The 17,727-nt window shown below is 39.8% G+C and carries 22 protein-coding genes; all 22 read right to left on the bottom strand.

All coding sequences use genetic code 11. The features are described 5' to 3' along the window. Positions 1-52: 52 nt before the first annotated feature. The 22 genes from F5ESL0246_RS04335 to F5ESL0246_RS04440 all read right to left on the bottom strand — a co-directional run bounded on the left by F5ESL0246_RS04335 (position 53) and on the right by F5ESL0246_RS04440 (position 17,714). The gene (locus tag F5ESL0246_RS04335) at positions 53-1,165 is read right to left on the bottom strand and encodes a GH25 family lysozyme (RefSeq protein WP_122018298.1); all 1,113 of its coding nucleotides are present in this window, start codon (positions 1,163-1,165) and stop codon (positions 53-55) included. After that, on the bottom strand, positions 1,143-1,586 hold the full coding sequence (locus F5ESL0246_RS04340) for a phage holin, LLH family (protein WP_122018299.1): 444 nt from the start codon (positions 1,584-1,586) through the stop codon (positions 1,143-1,145). The genes F5ESL0246_RS04335 and F5ESL0246_RS04340 overlap by 23 nt, the downstream gene beginning before the upstream one ends. Before the next feature lie 31 nt (positions 1,587-1,617). Next, a complete protein-coding gene (locus F5ESL0246_RS04345; RefSeq protein WP_122018300.1) occupies positions 1,618-1,869 on the bottom strand; it encodes a hypothetical protein in 252 nt (83 codons plus the stop codon). 11 nt (positions 1,870-1,880) lie between these two features. Further along, positions 1,881-2,132, bottom strand: a complete 252-nt coding sequence (locus F5ESL0246_RS08140) for a hypothetical protein (RefSeq protein WP_158593155.1) — start codon at positions 2,130-2,132, stop codon at positions 1,881-1,883. A gap of 112 nt (positions 2,133-2,244) precedes the next feature. Beyond that, positions 2,245-2,400, bottom strand: coding sequence for an XkdX family protein (locus tag F5ESL0246_RS04355; protein WP_122018302.1), 156 nt, complete (start codon positions 2,398-2,400; stop codon positions 2,245-2,247). Further along, positions 2,400-2,795 (bottom strand): hypothetical protein, encoded by a 396-nt coding sequence (locus F5ESL0246_RS04360; RefSeq protein WP_122018303.1) that lies wholly within the window; start codon positions 2,793-2,795, stop codon positions 2,400-2,402. Before F5ESL0246_RS04360 ends, F5ESL0246_RS04355 begins: the two co-directional genes overlap by 1 nt. Positions 2,796-2,806: 11 nt before the next feature. Beyond that, positions 2,807-3,148 carry a hypothetical protein gene (locus tag F5ESL0246_RS04365; RefSeq protein ID WP_122018304.1) on the bottom strand — a complete coding sequence of 114 codons (342 nt, stop codon included), beginning with the start codon at positions 3,146-3,148 and terminating at the stop codon, positions 2,807-2,809. Next, on the bottom strand, positions 3,139-3,588 hold the full coding sequence (locus F5ESL0246_RS04370; protein ID WP_122018305.1) for a hypothetical protein: 450 nt from the start codon (positions 3,586-3,588) through the stop codon (positions 3,139-3,141). The genes F5ESL0246_RS04365 and F5ESL0246_RS04370 overlap by 10 nt, the downstream gene beginning before the upstream one ends. After that, positions 3,578-4,030 carry a hypothetical protein gene (locus F5ESL0246_RS04375; RefSeq protein ID WP_122018306.1) on the bottom strand — a complete coding sequence of 151 codons (453 nt, stop codon included), beginning with the start codon at positions 4,028-4,030 and terminating at the stop codon, positions 3,578-3,580. The genes F5ESL0246_RS04370 and F5ESL0246_RS04375 overlap by 11 nt, the downstream gene beginning before the upstream one ends. A 12-nt stretch (positions 4,031-4,042) precedes the next feature. Then, positions 4,043-5,335, bottom strand: coding sequence for a hypothetical protein (locus tag F5ESL0246_RS04380; RefSeq protein WP_122018307.1), 1,293 nt, complete (start codon positions 5,333-5,335; stop codon positions 4,043-4,045). 1 nt (position 5,336) lies between these two features. Continuing rightward, positions 5,337-6,017 carry a hypothetical protein gene (locus F5ESL0246_RS04385; protein WP_122018308.1) on the bottom strand — a complete coding sequence of 227 codons (681 nt, stop codon included), beginning with the start codon at positions 6,015-6,017 and terminating at the stop codon, positions 5,337-5,339. Then, positions 6,010-7,188 (bottom strand): baseplate J/gp47 family protein, encoded by a 1,179-nt coding sequence (locus F5ESL0246_RS04390; protein WP_122018309.1) that lies wholly within the window; start codon positions 7,186-7,188, stop codon positions 6,010-6,012. The genes F5ESL0246_RS04385 and F5ESL0246_RS04390 overlap by 8 nt, the downstream gene beginning before the upstream one ends. Beyond that, positions 7,178-7,558: a DUF2634 domain-containing protein gene (locus tag F5ESL0246_RS04395; RefSeq protein WP_122018310.1), complete on the bottom strand. Its 381-nt coding sequence runs from the start codon at positions 7,556-7,558 to the stop codon at positions 7,178-7,180. The genes F5ESL0246_RS04390 and F5ESL0246_RS04395 overlap by 11 nt, the downstream gene beginning before the upstream one ends. Next, positions 7,555-8,007 carry a hypothetical protein gene (locus tag F5ESL0246_RS04400; RefSeq protein WP_122018311.1) on the bottom strand — a complete coding sequence of 151 codons (453 nt, stop codon included), beginning with the start codon at positions 8,005-8,007 and terminating at the stop codon, positions 7,555-7,557. Before F5ESL0246_RS04400 ends, F5ESL0246_RS04395 begins: the two co-directional genes overlap by 4 nt. A gap of 13 nt (positions 8,008-8,020) precedes the next feature. Next, positions 8,021-9,010 (bottom strand): hypothetical protein, encoded by a 990-nt coding sequence (locus F5ESL0246_RS04405; RefSeq protein WP_122018312.1) that lies wholly within the window; start codon positions 9,008-9,010, stop codon positions 8,021-8,023. Next, a complete protein-coding gene (locus tag F5ESL0246_RS04410; protein WP_122018313.1) occupies positions 9,010-9,420 on the bottom strand; it encodes a hypothetical protein in 411 nt (136 codons plus the stop codon). The genes F5ESL0246_RS04405 and F5ESL0246_RS04410 overlap by 1 nt, the downstream gene beginning before the upstream one ends. Before the next feature lie 7 nt (positions 9,421-9,427). Further along, complete coding sequence (locus F5ESL0246_RS04415; protein ID WP_122018314.1) at positions 9,428-10,390, bottom strand: LysM domain-containing protein; 963 nt, start codon at positions 10,388-10,390, stop codon at positions 9,428-9,430. A 57-nt stretch (positions 10,391-10,447) separates the two neighbouring features. Next, entirely contained in the window at positions 10,448-15,385 is a 4,938-nt protein-coding gene (locus F5ESL0246_RS04420; protein ID WP_122018315.1) for a tape measure protein, read from the bottom strand. 60 nt (positions 15,386-15,445) lie between these two features. Continuing rightward, a complete protein-coding gene (locus F5ESL0246_RS04425) occupies positions 15,446-15,673 on the bottom strand; it encodes a hypothetical protein (protein WP_122018316.1) in 228 nt (75 codons plus the stop codon). After that, positions 15,657-16,055, bottom strand: a complete 399-nt coding sequence (locus F5ESL0246_RS04430) for a hypothetical protein (RefSeq protein WP_122018317.1) — start codon at positions 16,053-16,055, stop codon at positions 15,657-15,659. Before F5ESL0246_RS04430 ends, F5ESL0246_RS04425 begins: the two co-directional genes overlap by 17 nt. 58 nt (positions 16,056-16,113) lie before the next feature. After that, the gene (locus F5ESL0246_RS04435) at positions 16,114-16,545 is read right to left on the bottom strand and encodes a hypothetical protein (RefSeq protein ID WP_122018318.1); all 432 of its coding nucleotides are present in this window, start codon (positions 16,543-16,545) and stop codon (positions 16,114-16,116) included. Between the two features lie 14 nt (positions 16,546-16,559). Further along, positions 16,560-17,714 (bottom strand): DUF3383 family protein, encoded by a 1,155-nt coding sequence (locus tag F5ESL0246_RS04440; RefSeq protein WP_122018319.1) that lies wholly within the window; start codon positions 17,712-17,714, stop codon positions 16,560-16,562. Positions 17,715-17,727 lie beyond the last annotated feature (13 nt).

Here is a 17,727-nt window from a genome sequence, read left to right on the forward strand (position 1 = left end):
TAATCTGAGTGACTTATAATTTAGAAAAAAAGATAGTTAATAATGTTTTTTCTTAAAATAGCACGTAAGCACGGTTACCCGTCACGTAGACTGTTTTACCTTTATATTTGTCTTTGAGTTCTAGAAAACGGCCTTTACGTCCTACAATATGATAGACCTTATTAGTTGTTAGCTTATAAGCTTTCTTACTATCAGCATTTGGGCTATATAGTGCGTGCGTGTTAGGCAGTACAATCTTAACCCGACCACCTATATTGTCATGAGTAGCAATTGGGTTAGATTTTGTTATGCCAGCTCGGCCGTCAACCCATTGGTTCTTGCCAAGCTTAAGCGCACCACCTTTTTCATCTAGAACTTTCCAGACAGATTTGCATTTTAAAGTTTTAACTTTATGTTTCAAATCAGGGCCATCATATAGGTTACAACCATTCTTATTTGTGACCACAAACAAGCGATCAATGTCCCACTTAGCGACGGGGTGTAATGTCATTTCTAAATCGTCTCCTTTCTTGGCAGTAGAAGTACCACTGTCAGTTTTAAGCGTCAGTACACTAATATTGCCGTCAACATGCAAACCTCGATAATTGTCGGTGAATTGCCAAATGGCCACACCGTCCATACTTGGGAAGTAAGCCATGTTAGCAGAATTAACTGCGCCAGCAATTGGATAGCTTGCCACCCATAGACAGTTACCGTAAGCCTTAACGATGCTTTTGTAATCAAGTTGATTGCGCATTGCCGATGCTCCGGAATAAAACATTGGTAGATAGCCATTGCTTTTAATCACGGCCATTGCCGCTAACACAGCTGAAGTACTACTTGAGACACCGCAATAGATATTATTACCACTGCCATTTTCCCAATCGACTGCCAGGTAAGTACCCTTGGGCAACCCAAGCTCGACCGCTTTCTTGCATGCAAACTCAGCCTCAGTTTTGGCCTTATCAAAGTTATTAGAGAATGTGGCATAAAAATAGCCCATTGTCATTAGACCATGAGCCTTGCTGGATGCTATTTGCGCCCTAGCTCTGGCGTAATTGTAACCAGGGTAGTTGTACTGCATTAGCTTGACCAGTGTACCCTTGGAATAGGGGTAGGCCACATCTGGCCCTTGAAATTCTGAAACATCCGTTAAGTAACTTTTACTTGGCAGTAGTGTTGTCATTGTTATCAGTCCCATCTTCAGTTGGTGTGCTGGCCATTGGATTAACTACCGATTGCTCATCATCGTTATCTTCAGCAAAGCCTTGAATGTCATCAATATCAGTTGTTGTGTCATCCTTTTGCGTTTCTTGATAAGCTTTCTCAATCATCCCTTTAGCTGTTTCAGATGTAATCTTAGTCTTTGATTGTTTAGCCTGAGCCAATAATGCAGCCGTAGCAGCTGCTTTTTTTTCAGCTCCCGTTACATCATCATGCGTTGCTTGCTGTGCCACGATATATTGTGCAACGTCATATAACCACTTCATTTTGTCAGCAATTGCTGGATTGTGTTGCTTAGCGTATGGATAGATTGCTACAATCCCAACCGCAACTAATACAATGTATGGTAAAGCGGTATTTAGAATATTAGTAATTTGAGTCATTTTTAAATCCTTTCTAAAAAAGCCTTAGACACTATGGTCTAGAGCTTTTTAATTCCTTTAATTCTTTTTCTAGCTTTTTTCGTAAAGCTTTTTCTTCATAATAGTCTTTTTTGTATTCATCTCGTTCAAGGCGAAGTTCATTAATAATTGAGTCTTTGCTTTTAATGATTGTTTCCTTTTCTTTAAAAATATCATCATAATCTGCTCTGTTAGTTTTGTGTGCTACAGCAATAGCAGTTACTAATGCACCAACAGCGCTGGCAAACACTTGTAAATCGTGCAAGTGATCGCCTCCTAGCTTGTATATGCACACCTGATAATTAAAATAAATAAGATAGCATCCAAAATCACTGCCATTGTCATCTCTATGTTATGGGCAAATAAAACATGCCACAGTTGCTCTGTCAGCAGTACAAATGTCGCACCACCAGCAACAGTAATTGTAATATCATGTATTACTTTATTTTTGTTACCAGTAACGGCACAATAGAGCAACACTAATCCCAGAATAATAAAAAAGATGTCAGAATACTCGCTATTCATCATTGGCCTCAACTGGGGTGGCCATGTAAAGTAGCTTTTGTCCGCAAATAAAAACCCACCAATTAATACAATTGATAGGCCGATTATTATTTGGTTAAAATTTTCATTAATGTTACTAATTAGTTTGTGCCACATAGTCGTCACCTGTGATTCGCTTATACGCCGCCGCATCAATCGACTTACCGACATAGCCAGCAACTACACTTTTAGTATAAACACCAGCATCGTATAGATATTTGTAAAGCGACTCAAAAATTTGTGAAAGGTCCATTATTTGTCACCATCCTTTGCCTCATCAGCATTCTCTGGTACTGCTTTGGTTGTTGCTACCTGCGTCAAGACTGCAGTGATTGTGCCCAGTTGCTGATTAATTGCTCCTAGACCTTTTTCGACACTTTCAGCACTCGTCTTACTATCGTCAGCTACCTTCTTTACAGCTTCTACCGTTTGACTCAGCTGTTCAAGCTGTTGTCCTTGACTGGCTTCATTATTTTCATACCACCGATAAGTATGCCAGTCATACTTAGGCGACTTGAGACTTGGGTCTGGCGCTTCTTCTACATACGGGTAGGCTATCTCAGCGTCCTTAGGTGCAAACCACACCTCAAAGGGTATTTCATTATTTGACTTATATACTTGTTTATATTGGTTATTTTCTTCTGCCATAATTTTTCTCCTTACACATAATTTAAATCAGATACTTTTATTCCTATTTGATTTTTATAAATAATTTGAACATGCATCCCTTGATCGACTGTAATATAATCGAGTAATGCAAAATCACCTTCTTTTGTTGGTAATAAGCCTGTTATTTTACAGATTTGCTTTGAATCTGGTCGTCCAATCATTTTTTCAAAATAAGTTTCTCCACCAGAAACTCCCTCACCAGAAAAGCTGCGTACACCAAGTCTATAAATTAATGTATCTTTAGTAACATTAATTTTCCGATCCAAAATTTTTTTATCAAAAATTTCACCATTTAAAATTAAATGACCAACTTCTTTCCCATTCACCAACATGAAGGAGCTACCTCCCTTATGTTAAATATGAATAGTATATAGGAGGGACTATTTACCCCCCCCACTTCTGGATTTGGTAGCATTCCACCTAAGTCAGATGCTTTAACCCAGTAAGCTATGCCAAACTCCCAATGCAATAGCATTATCGCTGACGTTTTTAAAAAAACATATTGTTCACCATTACAACTTACTTGCTGATAAACCAATACAAGATTACTGCAATCAATCTCTGCAAGTAGTTGATGGGGACCATGTTCATCGCTATGAGTTATTGGGGAAAAGCTCGGCTCGGATTTTGCGCTCACACTTATTTCATATACTGGGATATTTAACAAATCTTTATTAGCACCAAATTTGTAATACTGCGGAAAAGCCCGTTTAGAAGTAAACGTTTCCCCGCCGAGAATCAAATTCGATATTTGCTTACCATTAATCAGCATGAAGGCACCTCCTCCATGTTGAACTGATAATATATTTTAAGGTAAATAGGGACCCTATATACCCCCCAGTTGCGGGGATCATCTCGCCACCTAAGTCTGATAGCTTAAACCACAATGCTAGCCCTCTTACCCAAGCAGCAGGATTGTCACTCGTTGGACTTACAACCATAGTATCTAAAGACTTTACTAAAAGATACTTATCATCAGCGCTCAGTATCTGCGCGTACACTGAAAGGGGACCAAAATCAAAATTTGCATCAGACGTAAGATGACTTCGTTCAAACTTTACGCCCGTTTTATCAAAACTGCTTATATTATATGTTGGATAAGATTTGTCATGACTAATTTTAGGAAAGTCATAATATGCGGGAAACATATTTTCCGAAGTAAAAGTTTCCCCATCGAGAATCAAATGACCAACTTGCTTTCCATTAACTAACATTTTTTCTCCTTTCTATGGCGTTGCCACCAGTACGTGCGGATGAGCCTTAGAGTATGCCAATCCAGTGTCATAATCGGCAGCGTCATGGATTAGCTCCCGATTTTCTTGTGCCTCAATGCGACTCAGCAAGTCATTTTTAAGCCTATCTACCTCAGCCTTGCTGTAATGGTCTGTTTGGACATTACCAGTGCTGTCTGGTTTTAGACCATCAACAGTTTTTACGAAAGTTTTATCACTTTCATCTTTAGTGTAAGTATCAACTTGTAGTGACAGATTACCCTGCTCGTCAGGTGTGACTACTGAACCTCCGTTAATTGTTGCTGATTTCACATTGCCGGCGTTTTTGATTTGATCTTTAACTCCGTCAGCGTATGCTTTGAGATCTTTGTCCGTTAAGATTTTCTCAAAGTTCTCCACGTTAGTGTCTTCACCATTGACTCTACTTCTAGCATAGGTCAGCGTGCCCTGACCGTAGTTGCAGATATAAACAATTTGTTGCAGCTCGCTTGCGCCATTCCACTTAGGCACGTTAAAAATCCAGCCATATAGTTTATCAGTGGCTTGGTCAAAGCCCGACATTTGACCGGATGATTGCAATTTGCACTCCAAAAACTTAGTTGTCCCAACTGCTGAGTATGTGTCTAGGTTAATTGTTGTGTCATAAACATTATTGCCATCTGGTGCGTTAAGCGGTGCCAGCGATTTGATTTCTTCTTTAGAGAAAACATCCTGTTTAGGATAAACCTCATCTTTAGCAGCATATGATTTAGCCAATTCTGCTTTTAATTGGGCAGCATTATCATTAATGGCTTTATCAATAGCTTCTTGCATTTGGCCACTATTGACAACACCCTCTTGATTAGGGTTCAAAACTACTGTTGTATCATGACTCCGCCCGAAAACCATATCAATATCTAATGAGGAAGTAGACGCACCCTCTGCACCGGCTACTAAGGTTTGCTCAGTTAAGCTTGGTGTTACCGCCATTAACTGCTCTTTTTTATCTACACTGGTTTTTGCGTACCAGCCAATTGAGTTGAATTTTAAATCTTCAGTAACTTTTGAATTATTAAAACTAGCTGACACTGTAACTGTAGTATCTGTTACTTGAGAAACAGAAACAGGGGTAATTAATTGCTGCCCCGTTAATGCAGTTAGTGCAATCTGGTCTTCCTCGCTCATATCCTTTATATCTTGGGTAAACAGAGCTGCATTGGTATATGTTATCTGCCCTTGAGCACCATCTACCTGGACTAGCATCCGTCTACCAGAATCTGTTATCAGCGTTTTCCCGAATTTTTGCATCTCATTCTCCTTTCATTTTTGCTTGCAACTGTACTTTCTCTGCCGAAATTGCTGTGGCGCCTAAGTAGTCTGTAGTTGGTGTTGATCTGTTAATTGTTACGTGTGTTTCAGCGTGCAATTTAACATATTCCGTTGACATCACTGCTGCACCTATATAGTCCGTGGCATCCGTTTTTACTTCAAAACTAATACCATCTAGCCATATACCCAGAGCTACTAATTCTTGTAGATTATCTAAAATCAGTTTTTCTATGCCAATATTATCAATTTCCTCAAATGGTATTTTTATGATAATATGGCGCGTTTTAACTTTAAAAATTTTAAAACCCTTATTTTTTTGCAAAGCTGCTTCCGATATTCCTAATATACTAGGTGGTGTACCCTGGGCCCGTGCAATTAAAAATTTAATGTAAATTAAAAAGCGATAAAGATTATCCTCATCGCTTGGTCTATATGCTTTTCTATCTTCACCCAGAATATCTAATGTGGTGCCCTGGGCGTCTTTAACCGTCCGCCATTCACCAACTTTTTTTGCATTTTTACTTACTTCAACTATCGGGTTATTAAATACATCCATCAAGTTCCATAAATTGGAGCCTGTATTTCTAGCCCAATAATTCGAAGCTTCTGCCAATAACTGATCCGTTGTAGTAGGACTAGTTGCATTAGTATCCTCAACCATTCAGCACCACCTCAACATTAGCTAAACTACAAACTGGCACTTCAAACCTTTCAGTGGCAATATCTGCACTACCTAGATTATTTTCTGAAGTTCCCAAAACAATCTCAGCTTCCTGGATTCCAGGTATTTGGTAAACAATAGGATATAGCTTTGTTAAATATACTGTCTGTCCCATATCTAACGCATTAATGCTATCTACTATGCTATTTTTAACGTTATTTGAACCATCGTCAGTGTTCCAACCATTAGTAGTTTGTATTTTAACTTTAACAAAAATAGGTTTTTCAGATGCTGAGTCAAAACGCATTACATCACTATTACCGGTCTCATCAACAATCTTAATAGCTTTTGTACCGGTCAATGTTGTTCCTGCAGCAGATCTATCATATAGGGTCTGAGCAATATCATTGTCTGTACCTCCTAGCACATATACATGTACGCTTTCAGGCGGATTGCCATATTGATCTACTTGATCAGTTTTATTGTCAACAAAGCCCACATTTCTAACACCGGGAAGGTTCAGCAATGCTGACCTTATACCATTGCGTGTAGGACCTTCTTTAGCAGCATTTTCCATTATTAATCGTTTACGGTAATTATCATCACTTTCTTCATCTTGGCCGCCAGCCGCGTGGTCAGGATTGGTCACCGATATAATATTGTCATCTGGATTTGATACTATCGTAATAGTATTAGCTATTACATTATTAAATGCTCCGGTTTCTTGCGACTCAACATTACCGCTACCGATCCATTTACCATCATTGTCCTGAACAGTAATAACATCTTCAGTTAGCTCAAAAATAATACCGTCTTCGGTTTCAAATTCTTCGCCAGCCTGGATAAGATACTCACCATCTGTATTAATAACAATTACTGCATGTGAATTAGTGGCCACTTTCCGAGGCACAGCAATATTAGAGCCTAACCTGTCTAGCGCCGTATCATTAGCTGTTGAGTAGAAGCCTGAATAATACACCAACTCTAACTGGTTAGTTATTTCTGTAAGACGCCAAGCATACATTTCTGCAATTAGACCAAAATTAGAGTTTGATGACAAAGCTATTTCATCCCCAAACCTTGACCTTAAATCTTCCTGAATAGCATCTAACCATTCCTGATAAGTTGGAGCAATGAAGCCTTTATCCGTTAAGCCAAATTTAATTGCCAAGTTTTAAACCTCCTTCTGCTATATCACTAGTACCGTCTGCCAAAGTTACACTGGCTTTAAAATGCACATCTAAGCCGCGATTTGGCAGCTCATTAAAAGTAATATCAGTTAAATCATTAACTTCGGGTACGTTTTTCTTAATCGCATCTTCAATGTCTGTTTGGGCAATGTTTTTTTTAAAATTTTTAACAAAAAAGTTTGTATAGTCAGTTCCTTGTTCAGGAGCTAGGTTAACCATCTCTCCTAGTCTAATTAATAAAGTAGCTCTAATCCTTTGTGCAATCTCGTCAACACCGTCTACAATCTGCAGATCATGTGTTATCGGATCAACTATTAGATCGCCATATTTATCAACTTTTAGATCTCTCAAAAAATATCATCCCCTAAAACCCCGACAACAATGGCGTCATTAGCATCATGCTTTCTTGAAGTATCAGGATTGTATGCATTACCGGAGCCATCCCAGTTAGTGCTGTCATCGTCTAAAACTACTGTAATGACTATCGCACCCTTTCTCATTAGGTGCTTTTTTGGAAGTGTAACTCCATGTTCATTTAACCAGGCTTCACCTGGTTTAAATCTATCCATTACCTCATCAACAATATAGCAATTGGCAGAAACAGGTATGTCTAAATATTGCGCTGAATCTTGGCCGTCAAAGCCTTTTGCCAAAGGCTGAATATCAGCTACATGCTGGGCACTGTCATACTTAATCACTCTAGCAAGCTGGGCACACTCAATGTCAGCCATTATACCGTTTCTAAGATAATTCATAGCACCGTATATTGCATCCTTAGCAGCAACATGTGGATTTGCCATTTTCTACCACCTCCTAAATCTTAATAATAGACATCTGCGTCTGGGGATTGTCACCGTCAAATGAATGTTCTCCTGACTTAACATAAAATGATCCTTTAAGGAATCTGCTGTTCATCTTGACACCCACATTGATTGTCACTTCAGGAATAAGTGGCGTAACAATTTCCCAAACATTGTCCTTGTCAGTATCTTCGCTTGGATTTGGTTGCTGAATTAGATCATCATCGTCAATAACGATCCAGGAACGCCTCTTGCTTCTAGGATTCACAATTTCCAAATTACCTTGAATATACGTCATTTTAGATCCTGTTTTAGTAACAAGCTGTTTTAAAAGGGTCAATGGTTTCCCTTTGGCTGTATATGCTTTTTTAATCGTTGGATTTTTGGCTAAATCAATTTTGGCAATTTTAATGCCAGATTGAGAAGCAACTCCTTGTATTAGTTTTTTATAGCTTGTGCCTTTACGGTAAGTTTTATTGACCATGATGGTCTTAGTAGCACGTGTCTTAATGCGCTTTTTCTTAACAGTTGCTTTAATCCATTTTTTCTTACCGCTCTTATAAGTTTTATAATGTCCCGGAACATTGGTTTTGACGGTTTTATATTTATTTATTTTTTTGGTTTTTTTAAGTCTTAACTTTCGGGCTTGTAAATTGTTGTAATCTTTTCCTTCTGTAAAAGTAATGATCATGGAGGTGGTGACACCATCGCTTTGTCCTGGTTCCACTTTCGAGATAAAACCTTCAGCAATTAGCTTTTTGCTAGAACCCCAGTTGAAGTAGAGCAATGCTTTTTGCTTTTTCTTATAAAAAGCAGCGTGCTCTTTACTCATGTTGTAAATTGTTACGGTATTGTCCTGTGGTGAAGGAATGTCAGAAAAGGGTGCAGTAAAATTAAAAGGATAGTTCTTTTCGAATTTTTCTTCATTGAAAAGAGTCTGTTCTTCACCCTTACTATTTTCAACCACAAACCACATGTGAGGGTCTTTAGTAACGATTGCCATTAGTACGACACCTCCTCATCCGTTTCATCGTCAGCAGTTTCATCTGGGTCGTAACCTAGAGGCTCAATAGTTGGATCAACTGTTTCAGAGCCATTAGGATCAACAACATCAAAGTAGAGCTTAACGTTTTCACCAAAGTTACCTTTGCCAGCATCCCTAGCTTGTTGCGTTTCGTCCATGACTCTAATATCAACACGAGGTAAGCGATTATCAGGTATATCTATGCCTACTAGTTGTCCTAATATTAACGGCTCCTGTTCTAGTAACGTTTCACCATCTTTTTGAATTGTTATGGTGTAATAATCAGCAAAACTGTTGTAATCAACTCTAATTACATACTCTTCATCGACAATATTTATATCAAAGATATCAGGTAGATCATTAACATCTACATCAATATAGTTTCTCATCTCATCACTACTTAACTCTTATCTTTTTACCAGCGCTAATTTTATTAGGATCCTTAATTTTGTTGACCTTAGTAAGCCATTTAACCGACTTGCCATATTTTTTGGATAAAGCCCACAAAGTATCACCAGGTTTTAAAGTCAGTGCAGTATATTTCTTAGTACGTTTGCCAGATTTGGTTTTAGAAGATTTTGAACTCTTCTTTTTGTTTTTACCGGGTTGAGTAGAAATAGACGCTGCCGCAACGTATTTAAAAGTTATAGAAACATGTAAATCGTCTTTAAGATCAGTAAAATCACGGTTTAAGCCTGACATTATCAGGTGTGTGTAATAGATATCTCCGCGATAGGTCACCTCAATGTGATTTTCAAACCAGTTACGCAAGGTAACATATTTATCATGAGCATTATCACCATCTTTGCCTGTGATAATCCCTTCTACTGTAATGCCCCTATCGGTCATCCGGGCATAGCTGGACCTAGGGGTACCTTTATCGACTGGCCATGAAGTAATATTTGCTGCGTTACTTTCGTTTTCACTGTCAGCTGGCAAAATGTAGATTATCTTGGTTCCATTCTTAGCTACGTCCGTAGGATAAATTGCACAATTCCCTTCGTTATGCCATTCGCTATCGTGTTGCTCCAACTGTTCAGCAATCTTATTTTTCAGATTTTGCTTTTGAACTTTTGAAACTTTACCGCTTGCTTTTTTATATGCCGATTTTTTACGTTGGTAGTTCTTAATATCAGCACTATTGCGCTTCTCAGCCTTTTTTAGCTTAGCCAGTCGTGAAGCCTTAGCTTTAGCAGTTTCATTTTTAGGAACTTTTTTTAATTTCTTGACATCTTTAGCCGAGGTATTTTTCTTTTTCTCGGCTTTTTTAAACGCACTTTTAGCTTTATCCTCTGCTTTCTTTGCTTTTTTGACAGAAGTTGAAGGGTTAGTTGTCGCTAACCGGTATTGATAAGGCACATTAGATCTCCTTTCTAATTTATAAAAAAGAGATGGCTTAAATGCTATCTCTACTTATTATCCAAAATCTAATCCAATTGTTTCGAAATACTGTGCCAATCTGCGATCAATAATATCAGCATACTTTCTGGCATCACTCTCTGATGAAATATTACCGTTAATGTTAATAGTGACATTAGGTGACATCCCCACAGATTTAGGCTTTTTGATTTTAACTTTATCCAGAACCCGGTCTAAGCCAAAATGCTTAGATTGCTTGTTAGAGTAAACGTGAACTGGTTCTTTAAATCTAGCAATTTCGGGTCCTTTTTCGCCAACAAGAACATTCTGATCAACTGGAGGATTGCCACCTTCAGCATAGCCGTGACCGTTTCCTAATGCCGAAAGATCCGGACCATATTTGTGCTTGGCGTAATTTAAGCCAGCATAGATATTGTCGGGGCCGTTAAAGATGTTGCCTGCACCTTTACGCTTGTAAGCATTAAAGGTTGCACGTTTGGTTTGCATTAAACCAAGTGCTGGACCAGAGCCATCACCGTCAGGATCGGCACCTGGCTGTTTGGCAGCAGGATTACCGCCAGATTCTGTTTGAATTTGGCGCAAAACTTTGTCGACCATGCCCTTAGATGTAGACAGGTTAAGCATCCCTAAGATGCGCTTAACTGTACCTGCCCAGCGTTGGACACCCTCACCGCCAATATTGGCTCCGAGTGCTCCTTCATCACCGAGCTTATCCTTGATCCATTTTATGGCACCCGCACCTAGCTGACTCTTGGCTAGGCTCATTAATCTTCCTGATGGTTTTGCATTATTAGACTTGGCAGAAGCATCATGCAGACCTTTAACACGGTAAAAGCCATAGCCCATAGATGTATCGTCTGATATCCGTGATACTCGCGCACTAGGTGGCGTTTCATTAAACATAGTGCCAGTTTGTGGGTTTTTGATAATACCCACGTGTCCTGCAGCACCAGTTCCATGACCAAAGATAACAAGGTCACCTGGTACTGTCTTAGATAATGATTTACCCAAATATTCAGTACCACCAGAATGTTGCATATCGACCGTAGACCGACCGATGTCAATGTTAAAGTGACGCAATGCCTGCATTACCATGCCTGAGCAATCGCTTGCCATTTTTGAAGCAGCACCCATGACGTATCTAACACCGCTGAATGTTGCTTCAGCGTATTTTAGGAATGCCTCACGAGTTCCGCCATGACCATTACCTGCACCAATAGCATTGTCAATAACAGTCCACATTGCATTAGTCCACGGCACACCATATTTAGTGCTTGAATTTTTAGTCAGGTCAATTGTACCAGCAGTAATGTCAATCTTGCCGCGGTTAAGCTTGCTTGAGAACATATTAGCAAAGCTCTTAGCTGGATTAGCCTTGCCTCTTGAAACTAACTTTTTCAAAAAGCTGGTGGAAACACCACTGCCCTTTGCAAAGTGTGGCATCCCCCAGCTATGTGCTAGGCTTTGTGTTTGCGAGCCATTAAGCACGGCATCATTCTTCTCAAGCGGTAATATGCGATTATTGCCACGTGGGATCCAAATGTCACCTGAGCCTTTAACAATTGCCTCCTGACGTGGTCCTGACTGGGCATCATTAACCATTGCTAGCGTGTTGTGAGTTAAGCGTCCATTTGATCCTGCAGCAAACTTAACAGGTTTAATGACACTTGCATTACCGCCAAACTGGCTTAAGACTTTGTCAATACCACTAATACCACGATTAATCTGATCAATCGTGTCTTGCATGGCATCTTTGGCATAGCCCTTCATTTTGTCGAGAGCTTTGCCAAAGCCTCTGGATGTCGACTTAGCTAAATTAATGGTGCCATCATGCAGACTGTCCATCTGAGAATGGACGCCTTTGCGCATCGTAGTGTAGTCTTTAACTGTACGGACACGTGTCTTTTTGGTCTCTTTGCCAGTCTCGGCAGTTATCTTTGCCCAGGATGAAGTAGTGTTTTTAGCTACTTTGTCAAGATTAGTATTTCCGTTAGCATAGCCTTTTAGCACATATCCCTGTCCTAAGCCACCATGCAATACCTTGTGGGTATCTTTAGCATTCAAAATATGTTCATTAGCATGAACTTTGGCAATCTCAGGGCCGTTTGCACCAAGAAGACGAGCATTATTGCCATTAACGGTATATGCCAGCTCTGCTCCGCCTTCTCCAACTAGAGCAGTGTGGTTAGATCTAATTGTGTCGCCTTGAGCATGTGCTTTAACTGACTTCGTGGCAGGTTTAGTAAAATTGCCAATAGCTTTGCCGACACCACCAGCCCACTTGTCAAAGCCTTGTTTCTTGTCATTGAACCATGAAGTCAAGCCATGCCATTGGTCCTTGAACCAACCAATGACACTTTTGACACCTTTAATGAAGCCATTAAACATGTTCTTGGTCGACCAACCTAGATTTTCAAGACTCCAGAAATTCTTTGGCGGTTTTTTAGCAAGCCATCCCTTAGCTAGAGCTTTTTCAGCATTAATTGCCGTACCATAGGCTGTCTTGTTCCACAAATTATGTGAAGTCCAACCTAGGTTTTCTAGGGACCAGAATTTCTTAGGCGGCTTTTTAGATTGCCAACCTTTTTTTAGACTGTTAACCGCATTTTTGGCTGCTTTACCAGTCTTCTTGGCCATGTCATGTGTAGACCAGCCCAGGTTTTCCAGTGACCATAACTTTTTAGGCGGCTTATTTGACTGCCAGCCTTTGGTGAACTTGTTAACCGCTTGACCGCCCCAGCCACCGACAACTTTGCCGATTTGCGAGCCAATGGCTGCGCCTAATGGACCACCAAACCAAAGTCCAATGCCACCACCGATACCTGAGCCAATGCCCTTACCGATATCCTGGCTGCGCTTGTCGGCTGAATGTCGATCCTTGAAGGCATTGACAAACTCAGAGCCTGCATCTATTGCGACACCAGCACCTGCTAGTCCAGTTCCGATTTTTCCTGCTGTGGAAAGTCCTTTTAATCCGCCAGCTGAATGAGCCGATTGAAGCAAACCATTAAGAGAGCCTGCTCCACCTTGTTGCGTGAACAATCCTTTGCCTAAGCTTTCAGCTTTGGCTTTTACTGCTTTTCCAAAATTTACTGTTGAGTTGAAGCCTTTAGATAATTCACCACCAAGAGTTTTGCCGACATCCCTAAACTTATTGCCAGAATGCAGGTATTTAACTGATACATCATCAATACCTTTGACATCATCAATGCCTTTTAAGCCTTTAACAAATGACCACACATGCTTAGATGCCTTATAGCCATAACCAGCAATGTCAACAAACGGCTTGGCTACTTTTTTAGCACCTTTTACAGCTACCATTGCAACGATTGCATCAGAAACTATCTTAAGAGCTGTTTTATTTTTAGCTAAATTGTCAAAGCCTTCTGCAATTGCATGTATTGCACCACCATGCTTTTCAGCATTTTGGCCAATTAAGCCTGTTGCTTTACCAATATCAACAAAAATAGTCGAAGCGTCTTTCCAAACTCCTTTACCCAGGGCCCCAGAAATAGATAAGAGGCTACTGCCGAAAGTCTTAAGGTCATTACCATGTTTTGCGATCCAATTGAAGAATGAAGTTGTACCAGCACTAATATTGTCAATACCATTGTTTAACACTTTCGTTGCCGACACTTTTTTTCCGTTATTACCGACAAATGGAACTGCAGCCTTATTGATGCCTTTGGAAACAGAACTGCCTAGTCTGTTAAATGCTTTTTCAGTATCTTTTGATGTGGACCACTTACTAATTTGCTTAATCAGCGGATTCTCCATTTTTGTAAATGGCTTATCAAATGCAGACATTAATCGTGGCATTTGGGATTTAACAGTTCTAACCATCCCTGGGATAGTTTTGTTGAAATTATCCGTGGCATTGCGGTATTGGTGAGCAGTGCTTTCAACCACGCCAATCATAGTCTTTGAGCTGATCTTGCCCTTGGACATTAGGTCGTTCATCTGCTTCATCGTCAGCTTATGATTCTTAGTCTGAGTCTGCATCGTCTTTAACAGATTCGTTCTTATGACTGGAAATACGTTAACAAATGACATCATATCTTGTGCAGACACTTTGCCATTAGCCATCATTTGTCCGAACTGTGTACCGAAGTTTTCGACTTCATCGTCACTTTTTCCGAACGCATCCTGCAATGTTAATACTGATTTAACTAATTGTCCGGTTTCTTTAGGATCCTTGTCAATGGCATAAAACTTCTGACTTAGGTTATCAACCATAGCAGTAGAGTTTTGTGCGGCTGCAGCCATGTCATCAATTTGCTTAACCATGCCTTTGCCCTTATTAGCATTACCCGTTAAGGTAAGCCAGGTAGCATTCATGGTCTGCTGTGCTATGTTGTATTCGTGAGCTGAATGAATCATCTCGCCCAAGCTAGATTTGACAAAGTTGAAGCCACTCATCACTGCATTCGAAACTAGGTTTGCACCAAGTATTGATTTGAAAACAGAATGTGTTTTAGTTGCCGAAGCCGCTGTGTCATCCAGCTTGTTTTTAACTTTTTGAAAAACAGAAACGCTATTTTTTCTTAACTCGTCATTTGTATCACTGATAGCTGACTTAAACTTGTTAATTTCAGTCGCATTCTGGTTAATCCTTACCTGTTGTCTTTGAAAAGCGCTACTAGTTTCGCCAGTTTTTTCAGCAATCTTGGTCAGCTCGTTTTCCAGAGAGTTTTGCTTTTGTGAAAGTTCTGAAATAGCAGTTTTGTAAGCTCTAACCCGTTCTTGGTTGGCTTGGTAAGTCTTTCCTTCAGATTCAAGGCGTTGAATATATGATGCTGTTACTGTGCTTATGTGATTTATTTCATTTGGGAGTCCGCTGGGAGCATGCATCCCTGAGAATCTCTGATTAACCTTGCTCAAAGCTTCATATAACGCACCAGTAGCTTTGTTAGCTTTTTCTATTTGACTAAAATCAACATTAACACCTAAGCTATAGCCTTCATGGTTAGCCATTAATTTACCTCCTTTCTTCTTAATTTTCTAAAAAAGCTATTGACAGATATCGTCTCCTGCTTATTTTTTAGCACCAAATGCAGTCGCAATGCCGTTATTTGTTGCAGTGCTATTGATTTTGAACCGTTCTTCAATATCTCTGTTTACAATCTCTTGCATTACAGCTAATTGATCAGCAGTTGCATGATCCACTAGCTCAATAGGTACACCATGCATTACTAGCCTTAATTGTGGCTCTAAAGCATCAGCCTTATGCTTTATTTGGCGTTGATTAAAGCTGACCTGCAAGCCCCTGGTTAAGAAATCGAAGCACTTGAGGTGCTAGCTCATCTAAACCCGGATGAGAGTTCCAGTAATTTACAGAGCTAATTTTAGGTGAAACAATCACATCCTTAACGCACTCTTCCATCAGGGCGCTAAATGCAATGTTGTTAAATCTATTGGCTGCAATATCTTCTATTTCCATTGCACGTGCTACGCCTGGGAACTGCAAAACCACTGTGTATTCTTTATCAGTGCCTTTGCCAAGAGTAATTTCTTGGGTTTTACCCATCATTGTTTCAATTTCAGAAGTCTTTGCTTGCTTTGCAGTTCTAACTTCTCTGTTATGTGCCTCCAATGCTAATTCTGAATTGGTCTTTTTAGTTTCTGTTTTTTTTGTAGTTGCCATTTAAATTTATCTCCTTTTTACTAAGCATCCCATACGGGCTTATATTAACTAACAATCCTTATATTTCATCAACAAGAGGCGTTTCGTCCATGTACAAAGCCTTGATTTGCCATGCTTGATTTGACGCTTCAGCGGCACCAGTTGAAGTAGGTTTCTTAGGAATCCAACAATGAGTTGCTGAAATATGAATTGATGACGTTACAATATCGACTGGAAAATTTCCAGTTTCTGCTAAATCGTGAAGAAGCTTAACTACTGGAGCAGTTTCGAAAATGTTAAGAGTAATAGTACCACCATGTTTAGCGTTTTTTGAAGCAACACCATTACCTTGCGGATCTTGTTTAACGGTAACAGTATCGTTATCATAGTCAGCCGTATACATTGTATCTTCGCCATAAGCGTATATTTGGTGCCCATCTACCATAACAACGGTATCAGCCGCATTATAAGTTTTGGTAGCTAAGCCAGTTAATGCTGAATTTTGTGACATTTTTTATCCTCCTTTTATTGCAAAATAGTGTCTGAATTAACAGTTCCGTGGACTGTTAGAGTATGAATTGCACCTGACGCATGGTAGGCGAAACTCAAGCCACCGTAATGACGATTAGATAGGTCCTGTGCTGACTGTTGCTCACGAGGGGTTGCGCTAATAGTAAAGTCAGCCTTGCCATTGGCGTCGGCTTGAATGATTCCTTGCTCATAAGCCTTATTTAAGACTTGAGTTGCTGCTCCTAGCACCAAATTAATGCCAGCTTGGTTATATGGAACTTTGTCATTGTCTTGTAGCAACTTCTCCATTGCCGATTCCATATTGCTCTTAACCCAGATGATGCCATGTATGGTATCAATGTATTCACCAGACAGAACCTTGCCTTCTGTTGTCTGATCTTTGCCAAAAACGGTAGTGTAGGCTACAGCATTGACCTTGTTAATACCAACTAGTTCTGTAGCGGTTAAGCTTTCAGGTGTAATTCCATTAAGAGTTTTGAACTTCCATGTAACAGAACCAACTGGTAATGTGGCGATTGCGCCAACAAATGCTGCATCGGCTGCCTCAGCAATGTCATGTTTTAGACCAATCGTGTAATTTTGACCTTGTAAAGCAATTAATGCAGATACATCGTTTGTTTGGATTACCAAGAAATGATCTTTGTTTGCTTCAAAAATATTTGAAAGCAAAGTAAGTTCAGATTGTTCATCATCGCTTTTAGCTCTTACTGCAAAGGTCCAATTAAAGAACCAGAATGCACCTAATGCATCCTGCTCTTTTCCGCTAGGTATATCTAACACTGCTACGCGGTCTGAATGGTTTGCCTGAGCAAAATATGCTTCTGCTTTGGCTAGAACATCCTCATTGTCTGTGTAGTCAACCTTAACGCCATCTAGCGATGAATATTCGCGGTAAACGGCACCAGTGGCTGTATCAGTTTTGCGCGATAGTAAACCATCCAGTCTTTCTTCTTCCGTAATAGTGTCAGAAGGTGTTACTGCTTGATCAGATGGTGTACTGGTATTGCCAGAGTCACTCTGTCCAGGCGTACCCGATAATTGATTGATAATTAAAAGATTGCCTAAACCAACTGTAGGCTTAGGTCTAACAATAGACATCACAACATCAACATCTGATGGTCTATCGTAGGCTACTATTGTATTTGCCATTATTTTCTCCTTT

Source organism: Lactobacillus sp. ESL0246 (assembly GCF_003692965.1).
In the GTDB taxonomy this organism is placed as follows: Bacteria; Bacillota; Bacilli; order Lactobacillales; family Lactobacillaceae; genus Lactobacillus.